This is a genomic window from Methylobacterium sp. WL12, assembly GCF_008039475.1.
In the GTDB taxonomy this organism is placed as follows: domain Bacteria; phylum Pseudomonadota; class Alphaproteobacteria; order Rhizobiales; family Beijerinckiaceae; genus Methylobacterium; species Methylobacterium cerastii.
Genome location: NZ_VRUW01000058.1, coordinates 1 through 16,210, shown reverse-complemented (window position 1 = coordinate 16,210; position 16,210 = coordinate 1). Strand labels below are relative to the sequence as shown.

Here is a 16,210-nt window from a genome sequence, read left to right as displayed (position 1 = left end):
CGTCGAAGCGGGGGGCACGCGAGTCATCCGCTGTGGTGCGGATGCATCGGAGTTCAGGGCTTGAGGCGGGTGACGTGGCCCATCTTGCGGCCGGGCCGGGCCTCGCCCTTGCCGTAGAGGTGGAGGTGCGCGCCGGGCTCGGCCAGCACCGATCGCCAGCCTTCCACCTCGTCGCCGATGAGGTTGCGCATCTCGGCCTTCAATCCGCCCGGGCGGGACGGATCGCCCAGCGGCCAGCCGCAGACCGCGCGCACGTGCTGGGCGAACTGCGAGGTGGTCGCGCCCTCGATCGTCCAGTGCCCGGAATTGTGCACCCGCGGCGCGATCTCGTTCACGACGAGGCGCTCGGCGCCGTCGGCCTCGCGCACCAGGAACATCTCGACGGCGAGCACCCCGACGTAGTCGAGGGCGTCGGCGATCGTCCGGGCGATGCCGAGGGCGGCCTGCGCCGTCTCGGGTGCGATGCCCGGCGCCGGCACGCGGGTGACGGCGAGGATGTGGTCGCGGTGCTCGTTCTCGCACAGGTCGAAGGCGGCGAAGCTCCCGTCGGCGGCCCGCGCCGCGACCACCGAGACTTCCCGCTCGAACGCGACGAAGCCTTCGAGGATCAAAGCCGCGCCGCCGAACTCGGCGAAGATCGCGTTGCGGTCCGATTCGGCCTCCGTCCGGATGATGCGCTGGCCCTTGCCGTCGTAACCGAAGCGGCGGGTCTTCAGCACGGCCGGGCGGCCGATCGCGTCGAGGGCGCGGGCGAAGTCGTCCGGGGTGTCGACGGCGCGGAACGGCGCCGTCGGGATGCCGAGGCGGTTGATGAAGTCCTTCTCCGACAGCCGGTCCTGCGTCGTCGCCAGCGCCGAGGCGCTGGGATGCAGGGCGGCGTGGGCCGCGAGCAGGTCGGCGGTCTCGCGCGGGATGTTCTCGAACTCGTAGGTCACCACGTCGACGCTTTGCGCGAATCGCGTCAGCGCCTCCGCGTCGTCGTAGGCGGCGCAGGTGGTCTTCGCCGCCACGTCGAAGGCCGGGCTGTCGGCATCGGGGCAGTAGATGTGGGCCTTGAGGCCCATGTTGGCCGCGGCCAGCGCGATCATGCGGCCGAGCTGGCCGCCGCCGACGATGCCGAGGGTGCCGCCGGGCGCGATGGTCTTTGGGGTCACGGGGTCTCGGTCTCCGGCCGTTCGGCGACGGATGCGGTCTGGGCCGCGCGCCAGGCGTCCAGGCGCTGGGCCAACGCGTCGTCGGACAGGGCGAGCACGGCGGCGGCGAGCAGCGCGGCGTTCACCGCGCCGGCCCGGCCGATCGCCAGGGTGCCGACGGGAATGCCGGCCGGCATCTGCACGATCGAGAGCAGGCTGTCCTGTCCCGACAACGCCTTCGATTCCACCGGCACGCCGAAGACCGGGAGGCTCGTCATCGCGGCGGCCATGCCCGGCAGGTGCGCCGAGCCGCCCGCGCCCGCGATCACGACCTTGAAGCCGGCAGCCTTGGCGCCCTTGGCGAAGGCCACCAGCCGGTCCGGCGTGCGATGAGCCGAGACGATGCGCGCGTCGTAGGCGACGCCGAGCGCGTCGAGGGTGTCGGCGGCGTTCCGCATGGTCGCCCAGTCGGACTGGCTGCCCATGATGATCGCGACCGCAGGCGACGGCACCATCCGCGTCAAACCCATTTCCTTCGCGATGCGGGCCGGTCGACCCGTCCTCGCCGCTGGCAAGCTCGCCGCTTACAGGCGCCGATCCGGCGCGGCAAGGCGAGGCGCACCGGCATCCACCGGCATCAGGCGATGATGTCGGGGGTGATCTGGTCCTCGACGAAGGCGATCCTGTCGCGCAGCGTCAGCTTGCGCTTCTTCAGGCGCTGGATCTGCAGCTGGTCGCCGGCGACGTTGCGCTCGAGGGCATCGATCGCGTCGTCGAGGTCGCGATGCTCCTGTTTCAGCCGCGCCAGCTCGACGTCCAGTTCGGATTGCGCATCCGGGACCAACTCAACCGCCATCGCCGCCTTCGAAAACCATCCTGTGCCGGAATCGAGCATGCGTCAGGCACGCCCGAGCGGCAAGCATTCGTGAGGCATAGGCTGAGGATTGCCTTCGACAGCCGGCTCGACATGTGCCAGATTCCCCGCGTCGGAACGATGACAGGAGACACGACTCATGTCGCTGCAGACGCATCTGAGCCAGCTCACCCGGAAGCACGAAGCCCTCGAACGCGAAATCCACCAGGCGACGCTGAGGCCGTCCGAGGACGACCTGCACATCGCCGAGTTGAAGCGGCGCAAACTTCTCCTGAAGGACGAGATCAACCGGCTGCAGGCGGGCGTCGACACGCTGCACTGACGGACCTGTTTCGAAGCACGACACCGAGATCCGCCGCGCCGTCCCCCACGGCGCGGCTTTTTTATGCAGCCGCTCGATCCTGCGCGGCCCGCAATCCTGCTAGCTTCGCTGCCAGGCGGCGGCCCCCGAAGAGGCCGCCCCGTCCGAGGAGCCGCCATGCCGACCGCCGACCCCTCCCCAGACCTGCCGTCGCGCTACGCCGCGGTGCATGAGCGCGCGATGCGCGACCCCGAGGGGTTCTGGCTCGACGCGGCGCGGGCGATCGACTGGACGACGGAGCCGACCCGGGCCTTCGAGCCCAAGTCCGGCCCCTACGGTCGCTGGTTCCCCGACGGGGCGCTGAACGCCTGCTGGAACGCCGTCGATCGGCACGTCGCCGGCGGCCGCGCGGAGCAGGTCGCGATCCGCTACGATTCGCCGGCCACGGGCACCAAGCGCGCCATCACCTATGCGGACCTCCTGCGCGAGGTCTCGGCCCTGGCCGCCGTGCTCGCCGACCTCGGCGTCGGCCGGGGCGACCGGGTGATCCTCTACATGCCGATGGTGCCTGAAGCCCTGTTCGGCATGCTCGCCTGCGCCCGCATCGGCGCGGTGCACTCGGTGGTGTTCGGCGGGTTCGCCGCCAACGAGCTGAGCGTCCGGATCGAGGACGCGGCGCCGAAGGTGGTGCTCGCCGCCTCCTGCGGCATCGAGCCGAGCCGGGTGGTCGCCTACAAGCCGCTGCTGGACGCCGCCCTCGCCACGGCCCGGCACAAGCCCGCCGCCTGCCTCATCCTTCAGCGCCCGCAAGCCCTCGCGAGCCTCGTCGAGGGCCGCGACCGGGATTGGGCCGAGGCGGTCGCGGCGGCCGAGGGGCGGAAGCCGGACTGCGTGCCGATGGCCGCGACCGACCCGCTCTACGTGCTCTACACCTCCGGCACCACCGGCAAGCCCAAGGGCGTGGTGCGCGACACCGGCGGCTACCTCGTCGCGCTCAGCTGGTCGATGTCCAACCTCTACGGCGTGCAGCCCGGCGAGACCTACTTCTGCGCTTCCGACATCGGCTGGGTGGTCGGCCATTCCTACATCGTCTACGCGCCGCTGCTGCACGGCTGCACCACGGTCCTGTACGAGGGCAAGCCGGTCGGCACCCCCGATCCCGGCGCGTTCTGGCGGGTCGTCGCCGAGACCGGCACGGTCTGCCTGTTCACGGCGCCGACGGCGCTCCGCGCGATCAAGAAGGAGGATTCGAAAGGCAGCCATGTGGCTGGCCACGACCTCTCGCGCTTCCGCACCCTGTTCCTGGCCGGCGAGCGCGCGGACCCGGCTTCGGTCGCCTGGGCCGAGCGCGTGCTCGACCGGCCGGTGGTCGACCATTGGTGGCAGACCGAGACCGGCTGGCCGATCGCCGGCAACCCGGTCGGCCTGGGGCTGCTCCCGGTCAAGCACGGCAGCACCTGCGTGCCGATGCCGGGCTACGACGTGCAGGTGCTCGACGAGGGCGGCAAGCCGGTGCCCGCCGGCACGATGGGCACCATCGCGATCCGCCTGCCGCTGCCGCCGGGATGCCTGCCGACCCTGTGGGGCTCCGATACCCGGATGCGCACGAGCTATCTCGAGACCTTTCCCGGCTGGTACGACACCTCGGATGCGGGCGTGATCGACGCCGACGGCTACATCACCGTGCTCGGGCGGACGGACGACATCATCAACGTCGCCGGCCACCGGCTTTCCACCGGCGGGATGGAGGCGGTGCTGTCGTCCCACCCCGACGTCGCCGAATGCGCGGTCATCGGCATCCGCGACGCGCTGAAGGGCGAGGCGCCCTGCGGCTTCGTCGTGCTCAAGGCGCAGGTCGCGCGCGATCCGGCCGAGATCGAGCGCGAGCTGGTCGCCAAGGTCCGCGACGAGATCGGCCCCGTGGCCGCCTTCAAGCTCGCGCTTACGGTGCAGCGGCTGCCGAAGACCCGCTCGGGCAAGATCCTGCGCGCCACGATGAAGCGCATCGCCGACCACGAGCCCTGGACCATGCCGGCGACCATCGACGACGCGGGCGTCCTGGACGAGATCGGCGAAAGCCTGAAGGCGCGGGGGATCGGGGAGGGGTGAGGCGCAGAAGCCGCGTCGCGGCAGCAAGCCGAGAGCAAAGCTCGGCGGAGGACCGGCATGAGGCGGCGAACTGGCGTCGGCTTCGAGAGTGCGGCACACAGCGCGGGCCCCCGCAACCCGGAGTTGCCGATGACCGCCCGCCTGTTCGAACCGCTCAAGCTCGACGACCTGACGCTGGAGAACCGCATCCTGATCGCGCCGATGTGCCAGTACTCGGCGCGCGACGGCGAGGCGACCGACTGGCACATGATGCATCTCGGGCAGCTCGCGATGTCGGGCGCCGGGCTGCTGACGCTGGAGGCGACGGCGGTGTCGCCCGAGGCGCGCATCACGGCGTGGGACCTCGGGCTCTATTCCGACGGCTGCGAGCGGGCCTTGGGCCGGGTTCTGTCGGCGATCCGCGACTACGCGCCGATCCCGGTCTGCATCCAGATCGCCCATGCCGGCCGCAAGGCGTCGAGCCAGGCGCCGTGGGACGGCGGCCAGCAGATCGCGCCGGAGCATCCCTACGGATGGCGCACCGAGGCGCCGTCGGCGCTGGCGCACGGCGACGGCGAGGTGGCGCCCCACGCCCTCGACGCGGCAGACCTCAAGCGCATCCGCGACGACTTCGTCGCCACCGCCAAGCGCGCGGTTCGGCTCGGAATCGAGGCGTTCGAGCTGCACGGCGCCCACGGCTACCTGCTCCACCAGTTCCTCTCGCCGCTCGCCAACGAGCGCACCGACGCCTACGGCGGCAGCCTGGAAAACCGGATGCGGTTCCCGCTCGAGGTGTTCGAGGCCGTGCGCGCGGTGGTGCCCGCGGGCCATCCGGTATGGATGCGGGTCTCGGCCACCGACTGGGTCGAGGACGGCTGGGACCTGGAGGAGACCGTCGAACTCGCCCAGCGCCTGAAGCAGGCCGGCTCGCCGGCGATCCACGTCTCCACCGGCGGCGTCTCGCCGAAGCAGGCGATCAAGCTCGGGCCGGGCTACCAGGTGCCCTACGCCGAGCGGATCAGGGCCGAGACCGGGCTCGCGACCATGGCCGTCGGGCTGATCACCGAGCCGGCCGAGGCCGAGGCGATCCTGGCCGAGGGCCGGGCGGACGCGATCTCGCTCGCCCGCGCCATGCTCTACGATCCGCGCTGGCCCTGGCACGCGGCGGCCGAGCTCGGCGCGACCGTGCGGGCGCCCAAGCAGTACTGGCGCTCGCAGCCGCGGGCCTACAAGGACCTGTTCAAGGACCCGACCTTCGGACAGCGCTGATCGCGCTGGGCACCGAGCCTCGATCGCCCGGGCCTCGCCTCGGGCGCGCGATTCCGGTATCGGCTCGGGCCGTAGGCCGGCCGCGGCCTGTCCTGCGCAGCCCGTCCTGCGCGGCCAGTCTTGGATGTGCGAGATGCTGGCCATCGGCCTGACCCTGTTCCACCCGAGCCGCGACCAAGTCGACGACATCGTCCGGCGCTACGCCGGAAGCTCGCATCCGGTCCTCGCCTTCGACAACGGCGGCCTCGGACCGGTGGATCGCATGAAGCTCGAGGCGGCCGGCGTGCGCCTGCTGTCGGCCGAGACCAATGTCGGCGTCGCCGCAGCGCTCAACGCCGTCGTCGAGGCGGCGGCGCGCGGGGGCGCGGACGCCGTGCTCCTGCTGGACCAGGACGCGCAGGTCGGCCCGGACATGGTCGCCGCCCTGGCCGGGGCCCGCGACCGCCTGCTGGCCGAGAACCGTCCTTGCGCGGTGGTCGGCCCGGTGCCGGGGCGGGCGAACGACGCCGCCAAGCCCCCGCGGTTCCGGCAACGCCCCGGCCGCGAGGCGGTCGGCACGCTGCTGCCGGTGGAATTCCTGGCCACCTCCGGTTCACTCATCGACGTGGCGGCGTTCCGCGCCGTCGGGCCGTTCCGGGCGGACTACTTCATCGACGGCGTCGAGCTCGAATGGTGCTTTCGCGCCTGGAGCGCCGGCTATGGGTGCTGGATGACGCGGGAGGCCACGATCGGCCACCGCGTCGGCGGCGGCACGATCCGCGCGTTCGGCATCGAGACGCCACGCCAGCCGCTGTTCCGTATGGCGACGTATCTCCGCAACTCCGTCTACGGCTGGCGCCTGCGCCACATCCCGCTGCCGTGGAAGCTGCGCCAGCTCGCCTACCTCCCGCTTCAGGTCGCGCTGTACTGGCGCGACGGCGGCTACCGGCCGGCAGTGCTGCGGCGGCTCGCGCAAGCGGTGCTCGACGGCTTCCGTGGCCGGCTCGGGCGCCCGGCCGACGCGCCATGACGGCGCCCCTCGCCCAAGGCCCGGCCGAGATCGACGTCGTGATCGTCAACTGGAACGGCGGCGCCCTGGTGCGCGCCTGCCTCGCGAGCCTGGCTGCCGCCGGCGAAGACCCCGCAAAGGCGGTGGTCGTCGTCGACAACGGCTCCGTCGACGGCTCCGCCGACGGGCTGGAGCGGCCGGACCTTCGGCTCACCGTGCTGCGCAACCCCGACAACGCCGGGTTCGGCCGCGCCTGCAACCAGGGTGCCGCGCTTGGCCGGGCGCCGGCGATCCTGTTCCTGAATCCCGACACCGAGGCCGGGCCGGACGCCCTGCGGCTGGCGCTGGCCGCGCTTGCGCAAGACCCGACCGTCGGCGTCGTCGGCGCGCAGCTGGTCGACGGCGTGGGCCAAGTGCAGCGGATGTGTGCGCGGCGCCCGAGCGCGAAAAGCTTGATCGGACAGGAACTCCACCTCGACCGGCTGCTGCCGGGGCGGGTGCCGACGCACTTCATGACGGAGTGGGACCACGCCGCGTCAGGGCCGGTCGATCAGGTGATGGGCGCTTTCCTGATGATCCGGCGCTCGCTGTTCGAACGGCTCGGCGGCTTCGACGAGCGCTTCCACGTCTATTACGAGGACGTCGACCTCTGCGCCCGCGTCTGGGATGCGGGCTTCACGGTCCGCCACCTCGCCGAGGTGACGGTCCGGCACGACGGGCAGGGGACGACCCGACAGGTGAAGGCGCGGCGCCTGTTCTATATCCAGCGCAGCCGCATCCTCTACGCGGCCAAGCACCATGGCTTTGCGACGGCGCTGAAGCTCGCGGGGGCGACCTTCGCGTTCCAGCTTCCGCTACGGCTCGGGTTGGCGCTGCTGCGGCGCTCGCCGCGGGAGGCGGGGCAGGTCGTCCACGCCGCCCTGCTGCTCGCCGGCGCGATGCCGGGCCTCCTCGTGCGGCTTCGCCGCGCGCCCTGAATTCGAAGACGCCCACGCCGCGCGCGCCGATCGCAGAAGGATCTCATGCTTCACGGACAGAAGATCGCCGTCGTCCTCCCGGCCTACAACGCCGAGGCGACCCTGCGGCGGACGTTCGACGACATCCCCAAGGACATCGTCGACGACATCATCCTGATCGACGACGCGAGCCGCGACCGGACGGCGGCGCTCGCTGAAAGCCTCGGCATCCACACCATCCGGCACGAGCGCAACCGCGGCTACGGCGGCAACCAGAAGACCTGCTACCGGGCGGCGCTGGCGCGGGGCGCCGACATCGTCGTCATGCTCCACCCGGACTACCAGTACGCGCCGCGCCTCGTCACCGCGATGGCCTCGATGATCGTGTCCGGCGAGTACGATGCCGTCCTCGCCTCGCGCATCCTCGGCAAGGGCGCGCTGGCAGGCGGGATGCCCCGCTACAAGTACGTGGCGAACCGCGTGCTGACGCTGCTGCAGAACATCCTGATGGGCCAGAAGCTGTCGGAATATCATTCCGGCTATCGCGCCTGGAGCCGCCAGGTGATCGAGACGATCCCCCTCGACCGCTGCTCGGACGACTTCGTGTTCGACAACCAGATGCTCGCCCTGGCGATGCACGCCGACCACCGCATCGGCGAAATCTCGTGCCCGACGCGGTACTTTGCCGAAGCCTCGTCGATCAACTTCCGGCGCAGCGTCGTCTATGGGTTTGGCGTGTTGCGCACCGCCTTCGCCTACCGCCTGCACCGCCTCGGATTGCGGCAGGACCCGCTCTTCGCGCCCGCCGAGGGGACGCGCGTGCGACCGGTGGCCGAGACGCCGCGGCGATGAGAATCCCGGACGGCCTGATAGGCGCCGCCGACCTGCGTCTCTGGCTCGGCGCGTTCCTGCTCCTGGCGATGCCGCTCTGCCTCGTGCTCGCGCTCGCCGTCCCCCTCGGCGAGGTCGCGGACGAACCGTCTCACCTCATGCGCGCGGCGAGCCTCGCCCAAGGCCAGCTCGTCGGGCATCGCGAGACGATCACCCGGCCCGACGGGCGGGCGGCAATCGCGGCGGGCGTGCGCGTCGACCCGGTCTGGGAGGCGCTCGCCCGCACGCGGGAGCCGGCCGACGCCCGGATCGCGGCGGCGCCGGTCGATCCGGCGGTCGGCACCGGTCCCTGGGGCGGTGCCGGCGCCTTCGCGCCGCTCTACACGATCGCCACCTACGTCCCCGTCTTCTACGGGCCGGCGGCCGCGGGTCTCGGGCTCGGCCACGCCCTCGACCTGTCGGCCCGCGCCTCCGCCCGGCTCGGACGCCTGTTCAACGTCGTGGCCTACGGGCTGGTCGGCGCCTGCGCCCTCGTGCTGGCGCGGCGCGGGCGGGCCTGGCTCTTCGCCGTGCTCGCCCTGCCGATGGCGCTGTCGCTCGCCGCCTCGTTTAACCAGGACGGCCTGATCGTCGCCACCGCGATCCTCGCGGCCGCACTCCTGACCGTCGAGACGGGTGCGCCGCCGGGCAGACGGCGCTACGCCGCCGCGGCCGTGCTCGTCGCCCTGATCCTGCTGGCGAAGCCGCCCTACGCGCCGATCGCGCTGATGCTGCTTCTGCCGCTCCCAAGTGGGACCTGGCGGCAGGTCGGCGCCGGGCTGCTGCCACGCCTGGCATTGGTCGCGGCGGTCGTGCTGCCCGCTGCGCTCTGGACCGTGTACGCCACGGCGACTATCGCGACGCCGGTGCCGCGCGCGGCCTACGAGGCGGGTCCGCTCTGGCCGGGCGAGCGTCCGGCGACGTTCCTGGGCACCGATCCGGCAGCACAGCTTCGCGTGCTGACGGCGGACCCGGTCCGCTTCGTCACCGTGCCGGCGCGCTTCCTCCTTTCGGTGAAGCACCTGGTCATGCTGTCCGAGGGCACGGTCGGCATCCTCGGCTGGCACGATCGCCACCTGCCCAAAATCGTCGTCTGGCTGTGGATCGCTGCGCTCGCCGCGGCAGCGGCCGGCTCCGGAAGACGACGCGAGGGCGGGGCGTCGCTCGCGCTGATGGCGTTCGCCGCCGGGCTCGCTTTGTGGCTCGTCCTGCTGTCGCAGTATCTCAGCTGGACGAATGTCGGCGATCCCCGCGTCGACGGTCCGCAGGGGCGCTACCTGCTGCCGATCCTGCCGCTGTTCGCGCTCTCAATGGCGAACGCCGCGACCGGATCAAGGCGCCGCGTTCTCCGGTTCGCGCCGATCGCGCTCGCGGCCATCGGGCTCACCGTTGTGCCGTTCGCGACCCTGTGACGGGCGCGACCTCGTGTCGTTGTGCCTCAGGCGGCGCGCCAGCGCAGGGCGGCGCCGTTGCCGAATGCGCGGCCGTAGAGGTCGCCGTAGTTGGCGGCGGCCTCGTCCCAGCCGAAGGTGCGCGACATCGCCGTCCGGCGCATGGCGTTGAGCCGCTTCTTCTGGGCGAAGGTGTCGAGCGCCCGGCGCACGGCGCCGGTGAAGCCCCGCGGCGACGGGTCGGCGAAGGTGAAGCCGGTGACGCCGTCCTCGACCGTGTCGGCGAGGCCCCCGGTGCGTCGCACGATCGGCAGCGAGCCGAAGCGCTGGGCGTACATCTGCGCAAGGCCGCAGGGCTCGAAGCGCGACGGCATCAGCAGGAAGTCGCTGCCGGCGAACATCCGGCGGGCGTCCCGCTCCTCGAACCCGACGTGGACGCCGACCGAATCCGGGTGGCGTCGGGCGAGGCCGCGCAGCGCGTCCTCGAACCGGGCCTCGCCTTGGCCGATGGCCACGAGCTGGCCGCCCTCGGCGACGATGGTCTCCGCAGCCTGGATCGAGAGGTCGATGCCCTTCTGGTGCACGAGGCGCGAGACGATGGCGAAGAGCGGCCCGCGCGAGACCGCAAGCCCGAACTGGCGCCGCACCGATTCGGCGTTGGCGCGCTTGCCCTTCCAGTCGTCGGCCTCGAAGCGGGTGGCGAGGTGCGGGTCGGTGCGTGGGTCCCAGCTCTCGTCGATGCCGTTGAGGATGCCGGCGAGCCGGCCTTGCGCCGCCCGCGTCCGCAGCAGGCCGTCGAGGCCGCAGCCGGAATCCGGCGTCAGGATCTCGCGGGCGTAGGTCTCGCTCACCGTGGTGACGTGGGTGGCGTAGTACAGGCCCGCCTTCAGGAACGAGAGCTGCCCGTAGAACTCGACGCCGTTCATGTCGAAGGCGTCCTCGGGCATGCCGAGGCGGGCCATGGTCTCACGCGGAAACAAGCCCTGGTAGGCGAGGTTATGGATCGTCAGCACGCTCGGCACGCGGATGCGGCGCCAGGCGAGGTAGGCCGGGGCCAGCGCCGATTGCCAGTCGTTGAGGTGGAGCAGGTCGGCGGCCCAGGCGGGGTCGGCACCCTGCGCGATCTCTGCGGCCGCGAGGCTCAGCCGCGCGAAGCGCAGGTCGTTGTCGGAGAAGTCGCCGTCGGCGTTGCCGTAGGGCGTGCCGTCGCGCTCGTACAGGTCGGGGCTGAGCAGGACGTAGATGCGAAGGCCGTCGCCGGTCTCGACGAGGCCGAGATCGCAGGGCGGGACGCCGGCGAAGCCGTCGAGCCGCGCCACCACGGGCATGGACGGGAACGCCTCCACCACCTGCCGGTAGCCGGGGATCAGGACGCGGACGTCGTACTGCTTGCGCAGCGCTCGCGGCAGCGCGCCGGCCACCTCGCCGAGACCGCCGGTCTTGACGAAGTCGGCCATCTCCGGCGTGGCGTAGAGGATGCGGGGCTGCAGTGCGGTGCGAAGGTCGGGCAGGGCGTTCGACGGCGTCGGGATCGGCCGGAGGGCGTTCGCAGAAGCGGAATGGAACGCTTGGGGCTCGACCATCAAGGGGATTCCGCGCCGTGCGGAACGGTCCTGGCGCACCGCTTCATCCGCAACCGATCTCGACATTGCCAACGCCCTCGTGCCCCGCCGGTTTCCGCTGCGACGCACAATCTAGGCCATCAGACCGTTAATGGGCGGTTCATCGCATTGCACTGCGGCATAAGCGGTCGCGCGCCTAGATCCTGCGCAGGATCAGCCCCTCGTTCGGCCCGAGTTCGACCGTTGCAGCGGTGCGCTCCCCGCCGCGATGGCCCCGGGTCGACAGCACCACCGTCCAGGTTTCGTCGCCCTTCAGGTCGAGGGCGTGCGCCGCCTCGCCGAAATTGAGCAGGATGCGGAACACGCCGTCCGCGGAAAAGCGCTCGTAGGCGAACACGTCCGCGGCGCTGGCCGCGACGCCGCGATAGGCGCCCACCGACAGTGCCGCGTGCTCGCGGCGTAGGGCGAGGAGCCGCCGATACAGCGTGAGGATCGAGGTCGGGTCGTCGCGCAGGGCGTCGACGTTCCGGGTCGCCGCATCCGGCGAGAGCGGCAGCCAGGGCTCTGCGGTGGAAAAGCCGGCATGGGTCTCGCCGTCCCACTGCATCGGCGTCCGCTCGGGGTCGCGGCCGTGGCCGGGCTCGTTGCGCTCCCACGGGTCGCGGACCCGGTCGGGCGGGATCGGCACGTGGGCGAGCCCGATCTCGTCGCCGTAGTACAGCGTCGGCGTGCCGCGCAGCGTCAGCAGCAGCATCGCCGCGATCCGCGCCTGATCCGGTCCGACGCGGGCGGCGATGCGCGGCTGGTCGTGGTTGCCGAGCACCCAGTTCGGCCAGCCGCCCTCGGGCAGGGCCGCCTCGTAGTTCTCGACGAGGTCGGACACCGCCTCGGCGGTCCACGGCGTCTGGATCAACTGGAAGTTGAACGGCATGTCGGCGCCGCTCAGATCAGGGCCGTAATAGGCCATCAGCCGCTCCATCGGCAGGTAGATCTCGCCGATCAGCACCCGCTCGCCGTAGGGGCGCAGCACCGCGCGCATCTCGGCGATGACGTCCAGGACCTCCGGGCGGTCGGCCGAGTAGACCTGGGCGAAGCGGTTGATCTCCGCCTGCTCGGGCGAGAAGTCCGGGTTCTCCGGGTTGTCGCGAAATCCGGCGTCCTTCATCAGGTGCCAGATCACGTCGACGCGGAACCCGTCGACGCCGCGGTCGAGCCAGAACCGCAGGGCGTCGTGCATGGCGGCGCGGACCTCCGGGTTGCGCCAGTTCAGGTCGGGCTGCTCGCTCAGGAAGGCGTGGTAGTAGAATTGCCCGGTCGCCGGATCGAGCGTCCAGGCCGGGCCGCCGAAGTTGCTGAGCCAGTTGTTGGGCGGGCCGCCATCCGGCGCCGGATCGCGCCAGATGTACCAGTCCCGCCGCGGGTTCGTTCGCGAGGCGCGGCTTTCGGCAAACCACGGATGCGTGATCGCGCTGTGATTCGGCACGAAGTCGAGAATCACCTTCAGTCGCCGCCGGCGGGCTTCTGCAACGAGGTCGTCGAAGTCTGCCAGCGTGCCGAAGAGCGGGTCGATTCCACAGTAATCCGCCACGTCGTAGCCATAATCGGCCATCGGCGAGGGATAGATCGGCGAGATCCAGACCGCGTCGACCCCGAGCCAGGCGAGGTGTTCGAGCCGCGCCGTGATCCCGCGCAGGTCGCCGATCCCGTCGCCGTCCGTGTCCTGGAACGAGCGCGGGTAGACTTGGTAGACGGTGCCGCGCTTCCACCAGACGGTGTCGGCCATGGACGATATCCCCGAAGTTGACAGGCCCCGGCTTTAGCGGCTCCGCAGGCAGGGCGCGATGGGGCCAGGGTTCACCCGGAGTTCAACACCGGCGTGACAAAGTCCTGTCGGGTTTGGGTGCGACGGTGCTTGTGTCTGAAAGGACACAAAGGCGGACGAGATCGCCGCCGCCGACGTGGTCGGGCCCCGGCGACGCCTCGACAAGATCGGTGAGCGACCGCAGGATCGTCGATCCTCAGGTGGCGAGGTCGAGAACCGCCGAAGGACGCTAGTGGCGCTCGAGACGCGAAGACGCGCTGGCGCGGACGATGGGGGATTGCACGTGCTGAAAGACGCTATTCTGGCACCCGCACCCGGTGAAGACCGGTCCGATGCACCGGAGCGGACGACCCATGCGACGTTCCGCGAGCCCGCCGTCTGGGACAAGCCGGCTCAGCCCGCCTCCGGCGACGCCGTCGCCGACCTTCGCGAGGCGATCCGCGGCAAGCTCGCCTACGCCATCGGCAAGACCCCCGAGACGGCGCGCGAGCGCGACTGGTTCGCCGCCACCGCGCTTGCGCTGCGCGACCGGATCGTCGACGCCTGCCAGGCGACGGACGCGTCGGTGCCGAACAAGCGCGTCTACTACCTCTCCCTCGAATTCCTGATCGGTCGGCTTCTGTCCGATGCGATGAACAACCTCGGCCTCGTCGAGACCACCCGCGCCGCGTTGCAGAGCCTCGGCGTCGACCTCGGCACCGTGGAGGGCGCGGAGCCCGACGCGGCGCTCGGCAACGGCGGCCTCGGGCGGCTGGCCGCCTGCTTCATGGAGAGCATGGCGAGCATCGGCATCCCGGCGATGGGCTACGGCATCCGCTACGATCACGGCCTGTTCCGGCAGACCTTCGAGGACGGCTGGCAGCGCGAGGCGCCCGAGACCTGGCTCGCGGAAGGCAACCCGTGGGAGTTCGCGCGGCCGGACGCGACCTACACGATCGGCTTCGGCGGCCACGTCACCATGGCCGCGGTGTCGGACGGCGTGATCCGCCGGCACTGGTATCCCGCCGAGACCGTGCTGGCCGTGGCGCACGACGTGCCGGTGGTCGGCTGGAAGGGCAAGACCGTCAACACGCTGCGGCTCTGGAAGGCCGAGAGTGAGGCGCCGGTGGAGCTGGCGCAGTTCAACGGCGGCGACCACGTCGGCGCGGTCTCCGCCCGGATGCGGGCCGAGGCGATCTCGCGGGTGCTGTATCCGAGCGATTCCTCCACCGCCGGCCAGGAGCTGCGCCTGCGCCAGGAATACTTCTTCACCTCCGCCTCGCTGCAGGACCTCGTCCGGCGGCACGTGGCCGAGCGCGGCGACGTCCGCTCGCTGCACGACCACGCCGCGATCCAGCTCAACGACACGCACCCGGCGATCGCGGTACCGGAGCTGATGCGCATCCTGCTGGAGGATCACGGCCTGCAGTGGGAGGACGCTTGGCACGTCACCACCAACACGCTGCACTACACCAACCACACCCTGCTTCCGGAAGCCCTCGAGACCTGGCCGGTGGAGCTGATGGAACGGCTGCTGCCGCGCCACATGCAGATCATCTACCTGATCAACTGGATGCACCTCGAAGAGCAGGGCCGCCACGGCCGGCAGGGCGAGACGAACTTCGCCGCCCACCTCGCCTCGGTCTCGCTGATCGACGAATCGCAGGGGCGTCGCGTGCGGATGGGGCACCTCGCCTTCCACGGCGCCCGCCGGGTGAACGGCGTCTCCGCGCTCCACACCGACCTGATGCGCTCGACGGTGTTCCGCGACCTGCACGCCCTCGACGGCGACAAGATCGTCAACAAGACCAACGGCATCACCTTCCGCCGCTGGCTCCACAACGCCAACCCCGGCCTGACCCGGCTCGCGGTCGAGGCCGTCGGATCCGGCGTCCTCGACGACCCGGGCCTGCTGCGCGGCCTCGATGCCTTCGCCGAGGATCCGGCCTTCGTGAAGCGTTACGCGGCGGCCCGCTTCAGCCGCAAGCAGGCGCTCGCCGAAATCATTGCCGAGCGCACCGGGATCGAGGTCGACCCTTCGGCCCTGTTCGACGTGCAGATCAAGCGCATCCACGAATACAAGCGCCAGCTGCTCAACGTCATCGAGACGGTGGCGCTCTACCAGGCGATCAAGGCCGAGCCGCACAAGGATTGGACGCCCCGCGTCAAGATCTTCGGCGGCAAGGCGGCGCCGAGCTACAGCCAGGCCAAGCTGATCATCAAGCTGGCGTTGGACGTCGCCAAGGCCGTCAACGACGACCCCGAGGTCGCCGACCGGCTGAAGGTGGTGTTCCTGCCGAACTACTCGGTGAGCCTCGCCGAGGCGATCATCCCGGCCGCCGACCTGTCCGAGCAGATCTCCACCGCCGGCATGGAGGCGTCGGGCACCGGCAACATGAAGCTCGCGCTGAACGGCGCGCTCACCGTCGGCACGCTCGACGGCGCCAACATCGAGATCCGCGACCACGTCGGCGCGGACAACATCTTCATCTTCGGCCTCGACGCCGCCGGCGTGCAGGCGCGCATCACCGAGACCAACTACGCCCAAAAGGCGATCCAGGCCTCTCCGCGCCTGGGCGCCGCCCTCGACATGATCGCCTCGGGCCGGTTCTCGCCCGACGAGCCGAACCGCTTCCGGCCGCTGACCGACGACCTGCGCCACCGCGACCAGTACCTGCTCACCGTCGACTTCGACGATTACTGGCGGGCCCAGCGCCAGATCGACGCCGCCTGGAAGGACCAGGCCCGCTGGTGGGCCATGGCGATCCGCAACACCGCGCGGATGGCGTGGTTCTCCTCCGACCGCTCGATGCGGGAATACGCCGAGGAGATCTGGCGGGTGCAGGTCTAAGACCCCGTTTCATAACGCTCGTGCCAGGCGTCTGACGAGGATCATGGCTGCTGCCAGGACGAAGAAGGCGAGTGCGGAAGAGGCCGTCGCCTCGTGATCACGGGCGAGCCTGCGGCATCGACTGAT

13 protein-coding genes and 1 pseudogene are annotated in these 16,210 nt (G+C 71.0%); 8 read left to right on the top strand and 6 right to left on the bottom strand.

Translation table 11 applies throughout. The features are described 5' to 3' along the window. Positions 1-53 precede the first annotated feature (53 nt). The 3 genes from FV226_RS18905 to FV226_RS18895 form a co-directional block, all read right to left on the bottom strand. Positions 54-1,154, bottom strand: a complete 1,101-nt coding sequence (locus FV226_RS18905) for a 5-(carboxyamino)imidazole ribonucleotide synthase (protein ID WP_147764098.1) — start codon at positions 1,152-1,154, stop codon at positions 54-56. Then, a complete protein-coding gene (gene purE, locus FV226_RS18900; protein ID WP_147764097.1) occupies positions 1,151-1,648 on the bottom strand; it encodes a 5-(carboxyamino)imidazole ribonucleotide mutase in 498 nt (165 codons plus the stop codon). The genes FV226_RS18905 and purE overlap by 4 nt, the downstream gene beginning before the upstream one ends. Before the next feature lie 122 nt (positions 1,649-1,770). Continuing rightward, positions 1,771-1,989: a DUF465 domain-containing protein gene (locus FV226_RS18895; RefSeq protein WP_147751101.1), complete on the bottom strand. Its 219-nt coding sequence runs from the start codon at positions 1,987-1,989 to the stop codon at positions 1,771-1,773. Positions 1,990-2,146: 157 nt separating this feature from the next. Between FV226_RS18895 and FV226_RS18890 the strand changes: the two genes are divergently transcribed. The 7 genes from FV226_RS18890 to FV226_RS18860 all read left to right on the top strand — a co-directional run bounded on the left by FV226_RS18890 (position 2,147) and on the right by FV226_RS18860 (position 9,891). Continuing rightward, on the top strand, positions 2,147-2,329 hold the full coding sequence (locus FV226_RS18890) for a DUF465 domain-containing protein (RefSeq protein ID WP_147751100.1): 183 nt from the start codon (positions 2,147-2,149) through the stop codon (positions 2,327-2,329). A 156-nt stretch (positions 2,330-2,485) separates the two neighbouring features. Continuing rightward, a complete protein-coding gene (locus tag FV226_RS18885; RefSeq protein WP_147764096.1) occupies positions 2,486-4,417 on the top strand; it encodes a propionyl-CoA synthetase in 1,932 nt (643 codons plus the stop codon). Positions 4,418-4,546: 129 nt separating this feature from the next. Then, on the top strand, positions 4,547-5,665 hold the full coding sequence (locus FV226_RS18880) for an NADH:flavin oxidoreductase/NADH oxidase (protein WP_147764095.1): 1,119 nt from the start codon (positions 4,547-4,549) through the stop codon (positions 5,663-5,665). Positions 5,666-5,798: 133 nt separating this feature from the next. Further along, complete coding sequence (locus FV226_RS18875) at positions 5,799-6,674, top strand: glycosyltransferase family 2 protein (RefSeq protein WP_238271966.1); 876 nt, start codon at positions 5,799-5,801, stop codon at positions 6,672-6,674. Continuing rightward, positions 6,671-7,630, top strand: a complete 960-nt coding sequence (locus FV226_RS18870; protein ID WP_147764093.1) for a glycosyltransferase family 2 protein — start codon at positions 6,671-6,673, stop codon at positions 7,628-7,630. The genes FV226_RS18875 and FV226_RS18870 overlap by 4 nt, the downstream gene beginning before the upstream one ends. Before the next feature lie 45 nt (positions 7,631-7,675). Then, positions 7,676-8,461 (top strand): glycosyltransferase family 2 protein, encoded by a 786-nt coding sequence (locus tag FV226_RS18865; RefSeq protein ID WP_147764092.1) that lies wholly within the window; start codon positions 7,676-7,678, stop codon positions 8,459-8,461. Then, a complete protein-coding gene (locus FV226_RS18860; RefSeq protein WP_147764091.1) occupies positions 8,458-9,891 on the top strand; it encodes a DUF2142 domain-containing protein in 1,434 nt (477 codons plus the stop codon). The genes FV226_RS18865 and FV226_RS18860 overlap by 4 nt, the downstream gene beginning before the upstream one ends. A gap of 26 nt (positions 9,892-9,917) precedes the next feature. Here the strand turns inward: FV226_RS18860 and glgA are convergent, their stop codons facing one another. Together glgA and FV226_RS18850 are read right to left on the bottom strand one after the other, a co-directional pair. After that, the gene (glgA, locus tag FV226_RS18855; protein ID WP_147764090.1) at positions 9,918-11,453 is read right to left on the bottom strand and encodes a glycogen synthase GlgA; all 1,536 of its coding nucleotides are present in this window, start codon (positions 11,451-11,453) and stop codon (positions 9,918-9,920) included. A 175-nt stretch (positions 11,454-11,628) separates the two neighbouring features. Then, positions 11,629-13,215 (bottom strand): alpha-amylase family glycosyl hydrolase, encoded by a 1,587-nt coding sequence (locus FV226_RS18850; RefSeq protein ID WP_147764089.1) that lies wholly within the window; start codon positions 13,213-13,215, stop codon positions 11,629-11,631. Between the two features lie 322 nt (positions 13,216-13,537). Here FV226_RS18850 and FV226_RS18845 point away from each other — a divergent pair, with 322 nt between their 5' ends. Continuing rightward, a complete protein-coding gene (locus tag FV226_RS18845) occupies positions 13,538-16,084 on the top strand; it encodes a glycogen/starch/alpha-glucan phosphorylase (RefSeq protein WP_187278797.1) in 2,547 nt (848 codons plus the stop codon). 9 nt (positions 16,085-16,093) lie between these two features. On the opposite strand, the pseudogene FV226_RS18840 reads toward FV226_RS18845, so the two are convergent. After that, a pseudogene (locus tag FV226_RS18840) lies at positions 16,094-16,210 on the bottom strand (IS5/IS1182 family transposase); the annotation flags it as partial.

What these genes read in the sequence shown, in the direction of transcription:
- purE (WP_147764097.1), bottom strand. Translation starts at nt 1,648, where the DNA reads ATGGTGCCGTCGCCTGCGGTCGCGATCATCATGGGCAGCCAGTCCGAC.
- FV226_RS18895 (WP_147751101.1), bottom strand. Translation starts at nt 1,989, where the DNA reads ATGGCGGTTGAGTTGGTCCCGGATGCGCAATCCGAACTGGACGTCGAG.
- FV226_RS18890 (WP_147751100.1), top strand. Translation starts at nt 2,147, where the DNA reads ATGTCGCTGCAGACGCATCTGAGCCAGCTCACCCGGAAGCACGAAGCC.
- FV226_RS18885 (WP_147764096.1), top strand. Translation starts at nt 2,486, where the DNA reads ATGCCGACCGCCGACCCCTCCCCAGACCTGCCGTCGCGCTACGCCGCG.
- FV226_RS18880 (WP_147764095.1), top strand. Translation starts at nt 4,547, where the DNA reads ATGACCGCCCGCCTGTTCGAACCGCTCAAGCTCGACGACCTGACGCTG.
- FV226_RS18875 (WP_238271966.1), top strand. Translation starts at nt 5,799, where the DNA reads ATGCTGGCCATCGGCCTGACCCTGTTCCACCCGAGCCGCGACCAAGTC.
- FV226_RS18870 (WP_147764093.1), top strand. Translation starts at nt 6,671, where the DNA reads ATGACGGCGCCCCTCGCCCAAGGCCCGGCCGAGATCGACGTCGTGATC.
- FV226_RS18865 (WP_147764092.1), top strand. Translation starts at nt 7,676, where the DNA reads ATGCTTCACGGACAGAAGATCGCCGTCGTCCTCCCGGCCTACAACGCC.
- FV226_RS18860 (WP_147764091.1), top strand. Translation starts at nt 8,458, where the DNA reads ATGAGAATCCCGGACGGCCTGATAGGCGCCGCCGACCTGCGTCTCTGG.
- glgA (WP_147764090.1), bottom strand. Translation starts at nt 11,453, where the DNA reads ATGGTCGAGCCCCAAGCGTTCCATTCCGCTTCTGCGAACGCCCTCCGG.
- FV226_RS18850 (WP_147764089.1), bottom strand. Translation starts at nt 13,215, where the DNA reads ATGGCCGACACCGTCTGGTGGAAGCGCGGCACCGTCTACCAAGTCTAC.